Origin of the sequence: Streptomyces sp. NPDC088147 (assembly GCF_044741565.1) — a bacterium.
Lineage (GTDB): Bacteria > Actinomycetota > Actinomycetes > Streptomycetales > Streptomycetaceae > Streptomyces.
Genome location: NZ_JBIUSY010000007.1, coordinates 408,276 through 424,018 on the forward strand (window position 1 = coordinate 408,276; position 15,743 = coordinate 424,018).

A 15,743-nucleotide genomic window follows, 5' to 3' on the forward strand; every position below is an offset into this window, starting at 1 on the left:
CGCTGTCACAGAGGGAGGCGTACTCGCTGTCCGGTACGCGGCATGTCCGTCTCGCAGGTTATCCCCGTGGGCGGTAGGTCCCTAAATCGCAGATCACAGATGAGCGGTGATACCTGTCACAGAGCGGTGATACCCGTCACACCCACCCCGGAAGCCTTCCGCGTCACCGGGAGATCGCCCCGTTCGGCAGCTCCTTGTCCGGTATGGGAAGGGGGCGCTTCTCGATCGCCGCCGCCATCACCTCGGGGAAGAGATCGGGGGTGCAGGCGAAGGCGGGCGCACCGAGCGCGGCGAGGGCCGCCGCGTGCTCGCGGTCGTACGCGGGCGCTCCCTCGTCGGACAGGGCGAGCAGCGTCACGAACTGCACGCCCGACGCCTTCATCGCCGCGACCCGCTTGAGCATCCCGTCGCGTATCCCGCCCTCGTAGAGGTCGCTGATCAGTACGACCACGGTGTCGGCGGGCCGGGTGATCCGCGACTGGCAGTAACTGAGCGCGCGGTTGATGTCGGTGCCGCCGCCGAGCTGGGTGCCGAACAGGACATCGACGGGGTCGTCGAGCTGGTCGGTGAGATCGACGACGGCGGTGTCGAAGACCACGAGCCGGGTGGCGAGGGAGCGCATGGAGGCCAGAACCGCGCCGAAGACGGAGGCGTAGACGACGGAGGCCGCCATCGAACCGGACTGGTCGATACAGAGGATGACCTCCTTCTTCACGGACTGCGCGGCGCGGCCGTAACCGATGAGCCGCTCCGGGACGACCGTGCCGTGTTCCGGCAGGTAGTTCTTGAGGTTGGCGCGGATCGTACGGTCCCAGTCGATGTCCCGGTGGCGCGGCCGGCTCAGGCGCGCGGAGCGGTCGAGCGCGCCGGTCAGTGTCGCGCGGGTGCGGGTGGCGAGCCGCTTCTCTATGTCCGCGACCACCTTGCGCACGACGGCACGCGCTGTTTCCTTGGTCGTCTCGGGCATCGCCTTGTTGAGCGACAGCAGTGTGCCGACGAGATGGACGTCGGCCTCGACGGCCTCCAGCATCTCCGGCTCCAGGAGCAGCGCGGCGAGCCCGAGCCGGTCGATCGCGTCGCGCTGCATGATCTGGACGACGGAGCTGGGGAAGTACGTACGGATGTCCCCCAGCCAGCGGGCGACGGAGGGCGCGGAGGCGCCGAGGCCGGCGGAGCGGTTGGTGCCGCCCGCGCCGCCCTTCTCCTTGCCCGTGCCGTAGAGGGCGGACAGCGCGCCGTCCATCGCCGCGTCCCGGCCGCCGAGCGCGCATCCCGTCCCGTCGGCGCTCTCCCCGCCGAGCACCATCCGCCAGCGGCGCAGCCGCTCGTCGGGGGCGGTGCTGTCGGCCGCGGTGCCGATGTCGATGCCGTCGATGCCGATACCGCCGCTCATCCCGTCGCCTCCAGAAGATCGTCGCTGTTGGCGCCGCCGCTGCCCTCGGCTCCCAGCAGCAGACGGAGCACCGGCAGTACGGCGTCCGCGCGCGCCTCGTCGAGCCCGGGGCCGAAGCCGGGCGCGGTGGCCTCGGGCGCCGCCGGGCCGCCGTTCGCGGGCCCGCGTGCGACCAGCTCGCCCAGCGTGCGCCGGACGCCCGGCTCGTACGCGGAGAACGTGCGGCGCAGCAGCGGCAGCACGTCCGTGAACGCCTCGGCCGACACCCCGGTCAGCCAGGCGTCCACCAGGCCGAGGAGGCGTTCGTCATGGACCAGGAGCATGCCTCCCGCGCTGCTCGCCGCCTGCTGCCGCCCGGCCCCGGACGCTCCGCCGACGAAGCCCTCGATCCAGGCCGCGGCGTCGGTCGGCGGGGTGCCGGGCGACAGCGCGAGGCCCATGAGGCGCGCGGCCTCGTCCTCGGCGAGCCGTCCGTCGTCCAGCAGCAGCCGGGCGGCCCGGCCCCTGATCACTCCGGGGACGGTGTCCCGTCCCGCGAGCGTGCGGAGGACCGCCCCCCAGCGCCCGGCCAGATCCCGGCCGTGACCGTCCGGGAGGAGGCCGATCGCCGTGTGGACGCCGTCGAGATGGCCGCGCATCTCGGCCGCTCCGTCCGCGTCGAGCCCGGCGCAGGCGGGCGGCAGCCCGACGCAGATCCGCTCGGCGAGCCCCGCCGCCACATCGCCGAGCGCCCCGGTGTCGGTGGAGCGCACGTCGCCGTAGCGCAGCGAGCGGGCCAGCGCGGGCAGCGCCTGGGCGAGCCGGCCGACATCCGCGTCGAGCGCGGCGCGGTCGGCGAGGGCCCGCATCACCACGGGCAGGGCGTCGGGAAGCGCGGCCAGCAGACAGCGCTCGGCCAGCGCCGTGATCTCGGCGAGGGCGGTCGCCGCGAGGGCCCGTGACTCGGCCTTGGCGGTGGCGGCGGAGAGGACGGTCGTGCCCCATACGCCGGCCTCGGCGACCCGTACGTACAGCTCGGGCTCCCAGCGCAGCCGCCAGCTCTCCCGGAACGTGCCGGTGCTCGGCCGCGCGACGAGCGGTTCGCCCCAGTCGATACCGAGCAGCCGCAGCCGGTGCAGGAGCCTGCCGCGCTCGGCGTCCAGCTCCTTGCGGAGGTCCAGATCCAGCTCGCGCTCCAGCGCCTCCGGCTTGAGCCGCAGTGTGCGCTGGAGCGCGGTGAGATCGCGCTGGAGCGGCACGGCGGGGGCCGTGTCGGGGACCTCGCCGAGCACCTCGCCGACGATGAGCCGGTCGTGGATGAGGCCGAGCGGCACATCCGATCCCTCGCACATCACCGCACGGACCGCGTCGGTGGTCTCGGTCAGACCGGCGAGCGGACGCCCGCGCATGGCGGCCAGCGTCCCGGCGAGCCGTACCGCCTCGATGACATGAGCGGAGGAGACGGTCCTGTCCTCCTCCCGGAGCAGGCCGGCGACCTTGGTGAGCCAGCGCTCCACGGGACGGTCGGGCACGCCGAAGAGATGTCCGTACCAGCCGGGCGAGTCGATGCCCGCGCCGTAGCCGCTGTCCCGGGCGAGCCTGCGGTGGGTCCAGGGCACCCACGTCATGCCGGTTTTGACCTTGGGCAGCCCCTTCAGCAGCGCGCGGTCCGCGGCGACGGTGGTCTTCCGGCCGAGCGCGGGCACATGCCAGGCGCCGCAGACCACGGCGACGCCGTCGTCCCCGAACTCCTTGCGGGCGGCCCTGAACTGGAGCCGCATATGGGCTTCGCGGACGAGATCGCGCCGGGGTCCGCCGTCGCCGTACTCCTCGCGCAGCGCGCCCATGGCCTCGGCGACCGCCGCGAACGGTGCGAAGGGGTCGTCCGCGCGGTCGGGCCCCCGGTGCTCGATGACGTCCTCCCACCACCGCTCGGGGTCGTCGTACCCGGCGGCCTCGGCGAGGACGGCGAGCGGATCGATCCGCACGCTCTCGTCGTCCCGGGATCCGTCGCCCTCGCCCCCGCGCCCGGATGCGGGCACGGACCCGGCCTCGGACTCGGACTCGGCCTCGTCGGCATGGACGCCGACATCGACGGGTCCGTCGTCCGCGGCGGCGAGCGCCAGGGAGTGCGCCGCCGGCAGGTCGATGAACCGGGCCGGTACGTCATGCGCCAGCGCCCAGCGGATCGCGACCCACTCCGGGGAGAACTCGGCCAGCGGCCAGAAGGCCGCGCGCCCCGGATCGTCCACCGCGTGCGCCAGGAGCGCGACGGGCGGTCGCATCGCCTCGTCGGCGGCGAGCGCCAGCAGCGCGTCCCCCTCGGGCGGGCCTTCGATCAGGACGACGCGGGGCGCCGCCGCGTCGAGCGCCGCCCGTACCGCGCGCGCGGACCCCGGCCCGTGATGCCGGACCCCGAGCAACAGCGGTCCGCCCGCGCCGGATCCGCTCCTGACCGCCGTACCCGTACCCGCGCCCGCGCCCCCGCTCGCCGCGCCCGGCGCGCGCGTCGTGGTCACGCGCTCACCTCGCGGCAGGCACGGTAGAAGTCCTTCCAGCCGTCGCGCTCGCGGACCACCGTCTCGACGTACTCCTGCCAGATCACCCGGTCCGCCGCCGGGTCGCGGACGACGGCGCCGAGAATGCCCGCCGCGACATCGCCCGGCCGCAGCACGCCGTCCCCGAAGTGGGCGGCGAGTGCGAGGCCGTTGGTGACCACGGAGATCGCCTCGGCCGTGGAGAGCGTCCCCGAGGGGGACTTGAGTTTCGTCCGGCCGTCGGTCGTGACGCCGTCGCGCAGTTCCCGGAAGACCGTGACGACCCGGCGGATCTCGTCGATGCCCTCGGGTCCGGTCGGCAGATCGAGCGAACGCCCCATCTGGTCGACGCGCCGGGAGACGATGTCGACCTCGGCCTCCGGGGTGGCGGGCAGCGGCAGGACGACGGTGTTGAAGCGGCGGCGCAGCGCGCTGGAGAGGTCGTTGACCCCCCGGTCGCGGTCGTTGGCCGTGGCGATCAGATTGAACCCCCGGACGGCCTGCACCTCTTGGCCCAGCTCGGGGACCGGCAGGGTCTTCTCGGACAGGATCGTGATCAGCGAGTCCTGCACATCGGCGGGGATACGGGTCAGTTCCTCGACGCGCGCGGTCATGCCCTCCGACATGGCCCGCATCACCGGGCTGGGCACCAGCGCGTCGCGGCTGGGGCCGTGGGCGAGCAGCTGCGCGTAGTTCCAGCCGTAGCGGATCGCCTCCTCGGGCGTGCCGGCCGTGCCCTGCACGAGCAGGGTCGAGTCACCGCTGACGGCCGCCGCCAGATGCTCCGAGACCCAGGTCTTGGCGGTGCCCGGCACGCCGAGGAGCAGCAGCGCCCGGTCGGTGGCGAGCGTGGTGACCGCGACTTCGACGATCCGGCGCGGCCCCACGTACTTCGGTGTGATCACCGTCCCGTCGGGGAGCGTGCCACCGAGCAGATACGTGGCCACGGCCCACGGCGACAGCCGCCACCTGACGGGCCGCTGCCGGTCGTCGGCCGCGGCCAGCGCCTTCAGCTCGTCCGCGAACGCGTCCTCGGCGTGCGGGCGCAGCGCCTCCTCGGTCCCGGCGGGCGCGGTGGTTTCGGGCATGGTCATGGATCCCCCTCCAGATCGGTCGACCGGATGTGAGATCCACGGTGCACCACGCCACTGACAATCGGCCGTCGTCGCGGGGGCCGGGCGGGCGTCGCGGGCCGGTCGGGGGCGGGGGCGGGGCGCCTACGCGGACGCGCCCGCGTACGAGGGGAGTTGCCCGGCCCACGACGCCCGGCGATCGCTACCCGGCGCCGGCTGCCCGGCGGTCGCTGCCCGGCGCCCGCGACCCCGCGACCGTCAGCCGGCGATCGGGGAGACCGCGATGCAGCCGCCCGCCGCGGCCTTGCCCGCGTCGGTCTCCTCCTTGATGACCTCGCCCTTGTAGATGATCTTGCAGGTGACCTCGGCGCCGGACGCGTCCAGGGCGGTCGGCATGACGCCGGGCGGCATGATGCCGCGCAGCGTGACCGTCTTCTTCCAGGGCAGCGTGGGCTTCTCGACCGTCTCGATCTTGGGCTCCATGGCCTCGCCGCCCCCGCCGTGGTAGTCGATCGTGTCGATGTTCTTGCCCGTGACCTCGTAGGTGACCTCGTAGGTCTCGTTGACGGCCTTGTCGACCTCGTCGGTCACGGCCTTGTCGACCCGCTCCGCGGCCTCGGAGCAGGCGCCGAGGCCCAGTGCGAGGCCGGTGACGGCGAGGGTGGTGAGGGCGGCGCGGACGGTGCGGTTCATGAGTGATCCCCCGGTTCGTGGCATAGGAAGCTCGCACGATATAGCAAAGGCAAGGCAAAGTCATTCTGCCTGCCGCTCGTTGAATACGCAGGTCAGAGCGATTGTCAGTGGGGCGTTCTAACGTCGTGGACATGAATCAAACGGGGGTGCGCTGGACGACGGAACAGGTGCTCGCTCTGGCTCCTGACGACGCGTCACGGAAAGCGGGCAACAAACTGGGCACGGCCGGGCCGTGGTCGGAGGCGGGCTGCGGCTCCGCGGGGGCCGTGTGGGGCCTGTGCAAGGGCAGCGGCAGTAAGCCGTATCAGACCATTGTGGACACAACGGGCCCCGCTTACAAGTGCAGTTGCCCGAGCAGGAAGTTTCCGTGCAAGCACGCGCTGGGGCTGCTGCTGCTCTGGGCGGTGGACGAGCGGAGCGTGCCGGAGACGGCGGAGGAGCCGGGCTGGACCGCGGATTGGCTCGCGGGGCGCCGGAATCGGGCCGAGGAGCGGCCCGCGGGGGAAGCCGGCGCGGCCGGATCCGGGAAACCGGCCGATCCCGAGGCCGCGCGGCGCAGGGCGGAGCGCAGGGCCACCAGGATCAGCGCGGGCGCCACGGAGCTAGAACAGCGGCTGACGGATCTGCTGCGCGGCGGGCTGGCCTCGGCGGAGCAGTCGGGATACGGGCTGTGGGAGGAGACGGCGGCCCGGATGGTCGACGCTCAGGCACCGGGCCTCGCGGGCCGGGTGCGGGAGCTGGGGGCGATCCCCGGCTCGGGGCCCGGCTGGCCGGTGCGGCTGCTGGAGGAGTCCGCGCTGGTGCATCTGCTGACCACGGCGTGGCTCGGCCGCGACCGGCTGCCGGAGCCGCTGGCGACGACGGTCCGTACGAGGATCGGCCTCCCGTCACCGGCCGACGGCCCGCCGGTCAGGGACCACTGGCTGGTCCTCGCCCAGTACGACTCCTCGGACGGCAAGCTCGTCACCCGCCGGATCCGGCTGTACGGACGGGACTCGGGGCGTTCCGCGCTGGTGCTCGCCTTCGGCGCGGCGGGGCGCTCCCCGCAGCTGGGGCTGCCGGTGGGCCTGATGATGGAGGCGGAGATCACCCCGCACGGGGGCGGGGGGCAGCTACGGGCCGACTGGGGACAGCAGTTCGGCACCCCGGCCCCGATACCGGGACCGCCGCCCGGCGGCTCCACGACGGCGGCGATCGAGGCGTACGGCGCGGCACTGCGCGCGGATCCCTGGCTGGACGCGTGGCCGGTGACGCTGACGGACGTCATACCCGTGCCGACGCCGGGCGGCGGCTGGCAACTGGCCGACGCGGACGGGGAATCCGCGCTGCCGATCACGGGCTCGGCTCTCGCCCGGCCCGGTCTGTGGAAGCTGGCCGCGCTGTCCGGCGGCGGTCCTGTGACGGTGTTCGGCGAGTGCGGCCATCGCGGCTTCCTGCCGCTCGCGGCCTGGTCCGAGGACATACGCGGACCGGTCCCGCTCACCTGACGGTCCCACCGGCCGCTCACCCGCCGGCCGCTCACCCACCGGCCGCTCACCCGACGGCCCCGCTCACCGGCCCCGCTCACCCGGAGATCCCGCTCACCCGACGGTCTCGACAGGACCTGGCCGACCCGCGCCGACAACGGAGGGCTTCATGACGGACACGACTCGCACCATCGACCCGGCCGGCCCCACCGGCACGACCCGCGTCACGACGCCCTGGGAAGGGCTCGTCACCTCCGCACTGCTCGGAACGGAGCGCCGCACCCCGCCCGCGGAGATCCTGACCCCGGGCAAGGAGGCGCCGGTGGCCCTGCTGGACGCCGCCGCGCTGCACACCGTACGGCGCAGGGCGGGGCTCCTTCCGGCGCACGCCGCGGCCCGCCCGGAGCCCGCGCCCCACGACGGCCGCGCACCGTTGCCGGAAGCGGCCGGAAGACGGCTCGGCCAGTTGCTGGCCGACCGGACGACGTCCTCGGGCGGCGGAGGACGGCGCGGCGCGGCCCCCGACCTCACCGAACTGCTCCCGCAGTGGCTCGCCGCCGCCAATGAGCACGGCTATCGCGCGCCCGCCGCCGTACTGCCCGCGCTGCTCGACGCGGCCCGCGCGCGTACCGATCTGCGACCGCAGGCGCTGACGTTCGCGGGGCCGCGCGGGCTCTGGCTCGCGCGGTTCAACCCGGAGTGGAAGTTCGCGCTGCGGGGCGCGTCCGGCGGCGCCCTGCTGCCCGACCCAGAGGACGGCGACGCTGTCCGACTGCTCTGGGAGGAGGGCCTGTTCGCCGAGCGGGTGGCGCTGCTCGCCTCCGTACGCGCCCAGGACGCGGAGGCTTCCCGGGCGCTGCTCGCCTCGACCTGGTCCACGGAGCGGGCCGAGGACCGGCTGATGTTCCTCGACTCGCTGCGTACGGGGCTGTCCGGGACGGACGAGCCGTTTCTGGAGCGGGCCCTGTCGGACCGCAGCCGCAATGTCCGCCACACCGCCGCCGAGTTGCTCTCCGCGCTGCCCGGCTCGGCCCTGGCCGGAAGGATGGCGGCCCGCGCGGCGACATGCGTGAGCATGGACCGTACGGGCGGCGGGCAGGTCATCACGGTCGAGGCGCCGCACGAATGCGACGCGGACATGCAGCGTGACGGCGTGGTCCCGGCCCCGCCCGCCGGCCGGGGCGAACGGTCCTGGTGGCTGGGCCAGTTGGTCGAGGCGGCCCCGCTGGCCACGTGGCCCGCCAGGCTCGGCGGCCGTACCCCGGAGGAGATCGTCGCGCTGCCCGTCCTGGACGACTGGGCCGACGAACTGCACGCCGCGTGGTGCCGGGCGGCCGTACGGCAGCGGGACGCGCGGTGGTCCGCCGCCCTGCTGGGCGCCCCCGCCGCCTCCCCGGCCGCCGGTCCCGGCACCTCCGGCACCTCCTCGCTGGCGGAACGGGCGAAGCTTCTCGCCACGCTGCCGCCCGCCGAACGGGCCTCCTGGGTGGCCTCGTTCATCGCCGCCCATGGTCTCTCCGAGGCGTTCCAGCTGCTCGGCGTCTGCGCGGTGCCCTGGGCGGAGCCGCTCGGCCGGGCGGTCGTGGACGCGCTGGACATCGCCCGGGACGCGGGAAGCTACCCCTGGAGCTTCAGCGGGGTCATGGGGCTCGCCGAGCGATGCCTCGACCCCGTGGAGGCGGGCCGGCTGGAGCTGCTCACCGCGACCCGGGACGAGCCGGAAGACGCGTCACCGGGCGCGGGCGGCTACTGGTCGGAGGCCTTCCGGCGGCTGGTCTCCACGCTGCGTCTGCGCGCGTCGATGCTGGCCGAACTCGACGGGCGCACCGCGCTCACCGGCCTCGGCCACCCCGACGATCCCGACGACCCCGACCAGTCCACCGGACCGACGGCGCCGTGAGCGGCGCCGCGCCTCACGCGCCCGCGGGCTGGCGGACGTGGGCGTTGATCCACGCGACGATGGAGGTCGTCGTCGCCCCCGGGGTGAAGATCTCGGCCACGCCCAGCTCCTTGAGCGGGGCGATGTCCGCCTCCGGGATGATGCCGCCGCCGAAGACCTTGATGTCCGCCGCGTCCCGCTCCTTGAGCAGCGCGATGACCTTCGCGAAGAGCGTGTTGTGCGCCCCGGAGAGGATCGAGAGGCCGATCGCCTCGGCGTCCTCCTGGATCGCGGTGTCCACGATCTGCTCGGGTGTCTGATGGAGCCCCGTGTAGATGACCTCCATCCCCGCGTCCCGCAGCGCACGCGCGATCACCTTGGCTCCGCGGTCGTGCCCGTCGAGTCCCGGCTTCGCCACCACCACCCGGATCGGGCCGCCGGCCGCCCGCGCTCCGCTCGTCGTCCCGTCCTGGCTCCGCGACTGATTCCCCGGATCCTGGTTCTCCGGATGCCAAGCCACACCCATTACTGCCTCCACATACCGACCGCACTGTCATTGGCACGGGTCCCCGCGCCCCGGTCCGGTCGGGACCGGGCGCACGGAAGTGAACGAACGTTATCCACAGCATCCCGCACATGGCCGTTTCGCGGAGGCCCGCGAGGGGGAAATCACACGTGGGACATGTTCGCTTTGCGTCGTTCCGGCATGACTCGGCCCACCCGGCCGGGCAGGGGACGACCGCGAGGGGAGCCGCAAGAGGAGCCGCCACACGGGCGCCGTTCCACCGTGCCGCCAGCCGCGCGGCGCGGTGGCACGGCTCGCGTGCAGCGGCCCCGGGCACTTCGGCGCGCCGGAAGCCATCCGGCCCGCCGGGCGGCGCCCCGTGAGGGCACGCGGGGGCCAGAGCCGCCCCCCGGGTGCCGTTCGGAGGTCGGCCATGAAGGTTTCGCCGTTCTTGCCGCTTTTTCCCTTCGTTCCGCCGCTCCTGCGCCAGGCCGGCCGTGTGTGGCACGCCACGCTTCCCGACGACGCGCTCGACGCGCTCCGGGCCAACGCGCTCGACCTGGCGGTGCTCACCGGCCATCTCGTCCTCTACCCGGCCGGAATCATCCAGGAGCGCCGTGCCGAGCCCCTGCCGCCGGAGACCGCCCAGTTGCCCACCGAGGGCCGCGCCCATCCCCCCGTCGTCCTGCTCCACGGCCTCGTCGACAACCGGTCCGTCTTCGTCCTGCTGCGCCGCTCCCTGGCCCGGCACGGCTGGACCCGTCTCGTATCGCTCAACTACTCGCCGCTGACCTGCGACATCCGTACGGCCGCCGAGGAGCTGGGCCGCCATATCGAGGAGATCCGCGCCCGCACCGGCCACCGCCGGGTCGATGTGATCGGACACAGCCTGGGCGGGCTGATCGCGCGGTACTACGTACAGCGTCTGGGCGGTGACTCACAGGTACGTACGCTGGTCACGATCGCCACGCCGCACGAGGGCACGGCCGTCGTCCCGCTGGCGGACGCCCACCCCGTCGTGCGGCAGATGCGGCCGGGGTCGGATCTCATCGAGGAGTTGCGGCTGCCCGCGCCCGGCTGCCGTACGCGGTTCGTGAGCTTCTGGAGCGATCTCGACCAGCTGATGGCGCCGGCCCTCACCGCGCGCATCACACATCCGGACCTTCAGGCGGAGAACGTGCTGGTGAGCGGGGTCGGACATCTCGCCATGACGGTGCACCCCGGAGTCGCCGCCGGTATCCGGCACGCGCTCGAATCCCCCGGACTCATAGGCGAGTCCAGCCTGGACGCCGTCAACTCCGGCCTCGCGCCCGAGGAATCCGCGGAGGACGACCCCCGTTTCGACGGGCCGGCGTCCGTCGCCTGACGCGCGAGACTCTTCGAAATCCCTCTCCCGTCTCGAACATTTATCGAACGTACGGCCAAGTCTGCGCCCGTCGTCCGCCGAAACACGGCCGAATGCCCGTTTCAACGGAACGCAAAACCTGCCGAAGATTGTCGCCGTCCTATACCGCCGGGTACAGTCGCGGCCACTGCTTTCACTCAGGGGACCGGTCCATCGGACAGGCTCCCGGAGGAAACCCTGGTTCTGCTGCCGAGGCGAGAGAGAAGTTGGTGAACGACCAGCACGCCCACGCCGGGTACGCCGCATATGACGGCTACCAGAACGGCAGCTTCGAGACCGACCCACTCTTCGGCTCCCTCCCGGACGGCTCGGCCGGCTATGACAGCCCCCAGGCCACGTCCGGCCAGTACGACGGCGCACAGTGGGACACCGGCGCCCATCAGACGACCGCGACCGCGTACGACACCTACGCCGCGCCGCAGTACGAGCAGTACGACACCAGCGGCCAGTGGGCCACCGTCACCACCGCGCCCGACAACGGCTATCAGCAGACCCCGGGCATCCCGGGCCAGTCGGCGGAGCCGGACGTCACGGGCCAGTGGGACGCGGATGCCTGGAACCAGGCGAATCAGGCGAACCTGTCGCATCAGGCGCACCAGGGTGACCCGCTGAACGGGACTGACGGAACAGGTCAGTTCGACGCCACGCAGTTCGCGTACGGCGTCTCGGACCACACCATCGCCGCACCGTTCGACCCTGCCGTTCCGTTCGCAGGCGCACAGTTCGAGACCGCGCGGTTCGACGCGGCGCAGTTCGAGACCGCACCGTTCGAGGAGACGCGGTTCGACGCGGGGCAGTTCGGGTACGAGGCGACCGCGCAGTGGGCGGCGCCCGCGTTCGACACCGGCGCGTACGACGCCACCGCCTGGAACTCGCCCGGCACGACGGCCGACGCCCCGTACGACAGCGCGCATGAGCAGTACGGCCAGGACAGCGGCGCGTACGAGCAGTACGACCCCGCCCCGGGCGCGGAGTACGGCGCCCCCGGGCCGGAGCCTGAACACGCCTTCGACGCGGAGCCCGGCTACGGGACCGGGACGGGCACGGGAACCGACGCGCACGCCGAGGCCCCAGGGACCGGAGAGCCCGCGGGGTCCGGGACCGGCGAGGCCGGACTCGGCGGCGACACGGAGACGGACGCCGCGCCCGAGGCCGAGCCGCTGCACATGGCGGAGACGATGACCGCTCCCGCCGTGAGCCTCCCGCCCCGCGGTGAGCGCCGGGCCGGGAGCGGCCCGGCGGGCGGCCGGGGCCGTCGCCGCACCCCCGCCAAGCGCTCCGCGCTCCTCACGGTCGCCGTCCCCTCCGCCTGCGTGATGGGCGTCGCGGGTGTCGCCGCCGCCTCGGTCAGCGGCCTCGGCGCGGGCGAGGAGCCCCAGGCCGACAAGACCACGACCGCCTCGGCCGCCGATCCCGGCTCCGTGAAGCCCGTGGCCGCGAACAACAAGCTGGACACCCAGCTCGCCGCACTCAACGCCGACGCCCGCGACTTCGGTGACCGAGCCAGCCGTACGCAGGAGCGCATCGACCTCCAGGCCCGGCAGGAAGCGGAGAAGAAGAGGCGCGCCGCGGAGGCGGCCCGCAAGGAGGCCGAGCGCCCCAAGTTCGTCCTCCCCGTCTCGCAGCACGGACTCAGCGCGCGCTACGGCCAGGCCGGCGTCAACTGGATGTCCATCCACACCGGGATCGACTTCCCCGTGTCGTACGGCACGCCGGTGATGGCCGCGACCGACGGCACCGTACGCACGCAGTACAACAGCGCCTACGGGAACATGGCGATCGTGACCGCGCCCGACGGCACCGAGACCTGGTACTGCCATCTCAGCACCACGAAGATCCGCTCCGGTTCGGTCAAGGCCGGTGACGTGATCGCGTATTCGGGGAACTCGGGCAACTCCACGGGACCGCACCTGCACTTCGAGGTACGGCCCGGCGGCGGCGCCGCGATCGACCCGCTCGCCTGGCTCCGCAGCCACGGCGTCGACCCGACGTAGCGGCTGCCCCGCGCCGACCGGATCGGGCCGAGGTCCGCGTCCGGCCGAGTACGAACCGACGTCCGACGTAACGGGCGCCCCACCGGGGCCCGTTACGTCGTCCCGTCCCCCTACAGCTTCTCGACCGGCGCGTACCGCAGCAGCAGCCGCTTGGGCTTCGTGTCCCCGAAGTCGACCGTCGCCTGCGTGTCCGCGCCCGTACCCGTCACCGCCATGACCGTGCCGAGGCCGAACTGGTCGTGCGTGACGCGGTCCCCGACCGCCAGTGCGATCACCGGCTTGTCGGTGGTGCGCCGCGTGGCGAAGCCCGAAGGGCCGCCGCCCGCCCTCGACCGCGCGGAGGACGAGGACAGCGAGGACGCGATCCCGGACGTGGGCCCCGCGGGGATCTGCGCGCCGGTCCGCTTCCACTCCAGGTGGTGTCCGGGGATCTCCTCCAGGAACCTCGACGGCGGGTTGTACGAGGGCTGGCCCCACGCGCTCCGCATCGACGACCGGGTCAGATAGAGGCGCTCGCGGGCACGGGTGATGCCGACGTACGCCAGCCGCCGTTCCTCCTCCAGCTCCTTCGTCTGGCCGAGGGCGCGCATGTGCGGGAAGACGCCGTCCTCCATGCCCGACAGGAACACGACGGGGAATTCGAGGCCCTTGGCGGTGTGCAGCGTCATCAGCGTGATGACACCGGAGCCGTCCTCGTCCTCGTCGGGGATCTGGTCGGAGTCGGCGACGAGCGCCACCTTCTCCAGGAATTCGGCGAGCGTACCGGTCGTGGCGACCGCACCGGCCGCACCGGCGGTGGCGTCGGCAGCGCCCGTGCCTTCGGCAGCGGCAGCGGCCCCGCCGTCGCCCGCCGCCTCCGCGGCGGCCTGGCCGCGCTCCTGCTCGAACTCCAGCGCCACCGCGGCCAGTTCCTGGAGGTTCTCGATCCGCGTCTCGTCCTGCGGGTCGGTCGAGGCCTGCAACTCCGCCAGATAGCCGGTCCGTTCGAGCACGGCCTCCAGGACCGTCGCGGGCCCGGCGCCGGACTCGACGACCGTACGCAGCTCTTCCATCAGCGTGTTGAACCGCTTGACGGCGTTGGCCGACCGGGCGGCCATTCCGTACGCCTCGTCCACCCGCCGCAGCGCCTGCGGGAAGGTGATCCTCTCGCGCAGCGCGAGCGCGTCGATCATCGCCTCCGCGCGGTCCCCGATGCCGCGCTTGGGCACGTTCAGGATCCGGCGCAACGGGACGTTGTCCTCCGGGTTGGCCAGCACGCGCAGATAGGCCAGCACGTCCCGGACCTCCTTGCGCTCGTAGAAGCGCACTCCGCCGACGACCTTGTAGGGCAGGCCGACCCGGATGAAGATCTCCTCGAAGACACGGGACTGCGCGTTCGTACGGTAGAAGACCGCGACATCGCCCGCCTTGGCCTCGCCCGCGTCCGTCAGCCGGTCGATCTCGTCGGCGACGAACTGCGCCTCGTCGTGCTCCGTGTCCGCGACGTAGCCGGTGATCTGGGCGCCCGCGCCGGCCTTCGTCCACAGGTTCTTCGGCCGGCGGCTCTCGTTCCGCTCGATGACCGCGTTGGCGGCGCTGAGGATCGTCTGCGTGGAGCGGTAGTTCTGCTCCAGCAAAATGGTCGTCGCGTCCGGGTAGTCCTCCTCGAACTGGAGGATGTTACGGATCGTGGCGCCCCGGAAGGCGTAGATCGACTGGTCGGCGTCACCGACGACGCACAGCTCGGCCGGGTCGTTCTCCTCGCCCGAGGGGCCCACCAGCTCGCGTACGAGTGTGTACTGCGCGTGGTTGGTGTCCTGGTACTCATCCACCAGGACGTGCCGGAAGCGCCGCCGGTAGTGCTCGGCGACATCGGGGAACGCCTGGAGCAGATGGACGGTGGTCATGATGATGTCGTCGAAGTCCAGCGCGTTGGCCTCGCGCAGCCGCGCCTGGTACATCCGGTACGCCTCGGCGAGTGTCTTCTCGAAGCCGTCGGCGGCCTGGCCGGCGAAGGTCTCCTCGTCGATCAGCTCGTTCTTCAGATTCGAGATCTTGGCGCTGAAGGACTTGGGCGGGTACCGCTTGGGGTCGAGGTCCAGATCGCGGCAGACCAGGGCCATCAGACGCTTCGAGTCGGCGGCGTCGTAGATGGAGAACGACGAGGTGAAGCCGAGCCGCTTCGACTCGCGCCGCAGGATCCGCACGCAGGCGCTGTGGAACGTCATGACCCACATGGCGTTGGCGCGCGGGCCGACGAGCTGGCCGACGCGCTCCTTCATCTCGCCCGCGGCCTTGTTGGTGAACGTGATCGCCAGTATCTGACCGGGGTGGACGCTGCGGGTGCCCAGCAGATGCGCGATCCGGTGGGTCAGCACCCTGGTCTTGCCCGACCCGGCCCCGGCCACGATGAGCAGGGGCGAGCCGGTGTGCACGACGGCCGCGCGCTGCTCCTCGTTCAGCCCTTCGAGCAGCGCGGCGGGGTCCACGACCGTGCGCGGGGCGCCGTCGCGGTGGTACTGGTCCCGCGCCGGGGGCGCGTCGTAGGCACCCTGGAAGAGGTCGTCGGGCACCTGCTCCGCCGCGTGCTCGGCGTCGTCCTCGGGCGGCGGAGGATGCTCGTCGCCGGAGGGCTGGAGGTCCGCCAGGAAACTGTCGTCAAAGAGGCTGCTCATCGCTATCCGAGTCTAGGCCGCCGCACTGACACCCCGCGCCCGCCTTCGGAATTCCCCGGCCGCCGTCGCCATCACCACAGGCGGCCCCGCGCTCACCCATCGTGACGAACGGACGTCACCGGCCGGTTTCACTCATCGCACCCGCAAATAGTCACGAAAATGTAT

At 72.8% G+C, this 15,743-nt stretch carries 10 protein-coding genes; 4 read left to right on the plus strand and 6 right to left on the minus strand.

Features of this window, described 5'->3' with window-relative positions; genetic code table 11:
• Positions 1-163: 163 nt before the first annotated feature.
• From ACIOGX_RS25450 to ACIOGX_RS25465, 4 genes are all read right to left on the minus strand, one after another.
• Positions 164-1,393, minus strand: a complete 1,230-nt coding sequence (locus ACIOGX_RS25450) for a VWA domain-containing protein (protein ID WP_401916478.1) — start codon at positions 1,391-1,393, stop codon at positions 164-166.
• The gene (locus tag ACIOGX_RS25455; RefSeq protein ID WP_401916481.1) at positions 1,390-3,891 is read right to left on the minus strand and encodes a DUF5682 family protein; all 2,502 of its coding nucleotides are present in this window, start codon (positions 3,889-3,891) and stop codon (positions 1,390-1,392) included. Before ACIOGX_RS25455 ends, ACIOGX_RS25450 begins: the two co-directional genes overlap by 4 nt.
• Positions 3,888-5,003, minus strand: coding sequence for an AAA family ATPase (locus ACIOGX_RS25460; RefSeq protein ID WP_129770791.1), 1,116 nt, complete (start codon positions 5,001-5,003; stop codon positions 3,888-3,890). The genes ACIOGX_RS25455 and ACIOGX_RS25460 overlap by 4 nt, the downstream gene beginning before the upstream one ends.
• Positions 5,004-5,240: 237 nt before the next feature.
• Positions 5,241-5,675: an MmpS family transport accessory protein gene (locus ACIOGX_RS25465; RefSeq protein WP_356515789.1), complete on the minus strand. Its 435-nt coding sequence runs from the start codon at positions 5,673-5,675 to the stop codon at positions 5,241-5,243.
• A 131-nt stretch (positions 5,676-5,806) separates the two neighbouring features.
• Here ACIOGX_RS25465 and ACIOGX_RS25470 point away from each other — a divergent pair, with 131 nt between their 5' ends.
• Both ACIOGX_RS25470 and ACIOGX_RS25475 read left to right on the plus strand, forming a co-directional pair.
• Positions 5,807-7,162 (plus strand): SWIM zinc finger family protein, encoded by a 1,356-nt coding sequence (locus tag ACIOGX_RS25470; protein ID WP_401916483.1) that lies wholly within the window; start codon positions 5,807-5,809, stop codon positions 7,160-7,162.
• Between the two features lie 148 nt (positions 7,163-7,310).
• Positions 7,311-9,041 (plus strand): DUF5691 domain-containing protein, encoded by a 1,731-nt coding sequence (locus ACIOGX_RS25475; RefSeq protein WP_401916486.1) that lies wholly within the window; start codon positions 7,311-7,313, stop codon positions 9,039-9,041.
• 13 nt (positions 9,042-9,054) lie between these two features.
• Here the strand turns inward: ACIOGX_RS25475 and ACIOGX_RS25480 are convergent, their stop codons facing one another.
• Positions 9,055-9,546 (minus strand): cobalamin B12-binding domain-containing protein, encoded by a 492-nt coding sequence (locus tag ACIOGX_RS25480; RefSeq protein WP_356515783.1) that lies wholly within the window; start codon positions 9,544-9,546, stop codon positions 9,055-9,057.
• 412 nt (positions 9,547-9,958) lie between these two features.
• Between ACIOGX_RS25480 and ACIOGX_RS25485 the strand changes: the two genes are divergently transcribed.
• A complete protein-coding gene (locus ACIOGX_RS25485) occupies positions 9,959-10,891 on the plus strand; it encodes an alpha/beta fold hydrolase (protein ID WP_356515781.1) in 933 nt (310 codons plus the stop codon).
• Between the two features lie 248 nt (positions 10,892-11,139).
• On the plus strand, positions 11,140-12,924 hold the full coding sequence (locus ACIOGX_RS25490) for a M23 family metallopeptidase (RefSeq protein WP_401916490.1): 1,785 nt from the start codon (positions 11,140-11,142) through the stop codon (positions 12,922-12,924).
• A 110-nt stretch (positions 12,925-13,034) separates the two neighbouring features.
• On the opposite strand, the gene ACIOGX_RS25495 is transcribed toward ACIOGX_RS25490, so the two are convergent.
• The gene (locus ACIOGX_RS25495; protein WP_401916493.1) at positions 13,035-15,578 is read right to left on the minus strand and encodes an ATP-dependent DNA helicase; all 2,544 of its coding nucleotides are present in this window, start codon (positions 15,576-15,578) and stop codon (positions 13,035-13,037) included.
• Between the last annotated feature and the right edge of the window lie 165 nt (positions 15,579-15,743).

Bases quoted from the DNA above. Each gene is read 5' to 3' on its own strand.
- ACIOGX_RS25480 (WP_356515783.1), bottom strand. From the start codon at position 9,546: ATGGGTGTGGCTTGGCATCCGGAGAACCAGGATCCGGGGAATCAGTCG.
- ACIOGX_RS25460 (WP_129770791.1), bottom strand. From the start codon at position 5,003: ATGACCATGCCCGAAACCACCGCGCCCGCCGGGACCGAGGAGGCGCTG.
- ACIOGX_RS25495 (WP_401916493.1), bottom strand. From the start codon at position 15,578: ATGAGCAGCCTCTTTGACGACAGTTTCCTGGCGGACCTCCAGCCCTCC.
- ACIOGX_RS25475 (WP_401916486.1), top strand. From the start codon at position 7,311: ATGACGGACACGACTCGCACCATCGACCCGGCCGGCCCCACCGGCACG.
- ACIOGX_RS25450 (WP_401916478.1), bottom strand. From the start codon at position 1,393: ATGAGCGGCGGTATCGGCATCGACGGCATCGACATCGGCACCGCGGCC.
- ACIOGX_RS25465 (WP_356515789.1), bottom strand. From the start codon at position 5,675: ATGAACCGCACCGTCCGCGCCGCCCTCACCACCCTCGCCGTCACCGGC.
- ACIOGX_RS25470 (WP_401916483.1), top strand. From the start codon at position 5,807: ATGAATCAAACGGGGGTGCGCTGGACGACGGAACAGGTGCTCGCTCTG.
- ACIOGX_RS25485 (WP_356515781.1), top strand. From the start codon at position 9,959: ATGAAGGTTTCGCCGTTCTTGCCGCTTTTTCCCTTCGTTCCGCCGCTC.